Here is a 1025-nt window from a genome sequence, read left to right as displayed (position 1 = left end):
GGCGATCTCCGCTCGATCCTCGATCGTCAACATCCTGCGCCCCACTACAACCCCTGTCCACCAACGCCTCTCGGCTACCGTTGCTTCGAGGGTATGACACCGCCCAGCGTCGATTACGGATCGCAATCGAATTCCGAAATTTTTTTCGCCTCGAGATCGACATCACAATTCGCACGGCATGAATCCAACTACCAAGTGTCCACGAAATGGACTACACACGGCGGGTACGAGCACAGGAAATCTCGGTCGTGTCCAACGGTAATTAGCGTTACTCACCCTGAGCAGGGCAAAAGATACCCAACGTATGTAAAGGGACTTCTATACACAGATACTGAACGTATCAAGTCCAAGAAGACGTCACGAATGCGTGGCCACCACCACGGCCATCGCGCTGGAATCGGTGTGCGACAGTGACAGCGAATTCGCCGTCCACCGCCGCTCGGTCGCCAGATCCGCCATGCTTCCGTGCAACACGAGAACTGGTACCTCCGCGCGCATCACGACCTCGATCTCACGCAACGGGGTGGCTTGACCCGACAATCCAAGTGCCTTAATCGCAGCCTCTTTCGCCGCAAATCGCGCAGCCAGTCTCATCACCCCGTTCGACGAATCCAATACGCTCGCCTCGGCCGGCGTGAAGACCCTCGCGAGATAGCGTTCGCCAAACGTGCTCAGCGACTCCGCGACCTCGGCAACATCCACCAGATCACAACCGACCGAAATTCGTGGCACCGTCGATCTCCTGAAGCCACCGGTAAAAGTCGACCAGATCACGCTGCTTCCGCGATCAACTGTCGCAGTGCATCCGACAGGTTTGAAATGGAAGCGAAAGTCGCCTTCCTGAGCATCGAGTCCGGAAATTCGACGTCGAACTCATCTTCGAGTGCAAGCATCACGTTCACGCTCGCATGCGACGTAAGTGGCTCTTCCTGATTCAGAGTGCGTGTAGGTGTTCTGCCAGGCCGCCGGAGTGGATGAGTGACCGCAAGATGTAGTGGTTGAGGTTGCGGAAGCCGAGCGCGATC

At 56.8% G+C, this 1025-nt stretch carries 2 protein-coding genes; both read right to left on the bottom strand.

Features of this window, described 5'->3' with window-relative positions; translation table 11 throughout:
• Nucleotides 1-357: 357 nt before the first annotated feature.
• Nucleotides 358-774: a holo-ACP synthase gene (locus IEW22_RS19805; protein ID WP_229742940.1), complete on the bottom strand. Its 417-nt coding sequence runs from the start codon at nt 772-774 to the stop codon at nt 358-360.
• Complete coding sequence (locus tag IEW22_RS19800) at nt 771-938, bottom strand: acyl carrier protein (protein ID WP_188589116.1); 168 nt, start codon at nt 936-938, stop codon at nt 771-773. Before IEW22_RS19800 ends, IEW22_RS19805 begins: the two co-directional genes overlap by 4 nt.
• Between the last annotated feature and the right edge of the window lie 87 nt (nt 939-1025).

This window comes from Gordonia jinhuaensis (assembly GCF_014639795.1).
Taxonomy (GTDB): Bacteria; Actinomycetota; Actinomycetes; order Mycobacteriales; family Mycobacteriaceae; genus Gordonia_B; species Gordonia_B jinhuaensis.
The sequence above is the reverse complement of the archived record's forward strand: the minus strand, read 5'-3'. Positions and strand labels throughout refer to the sequence as shown.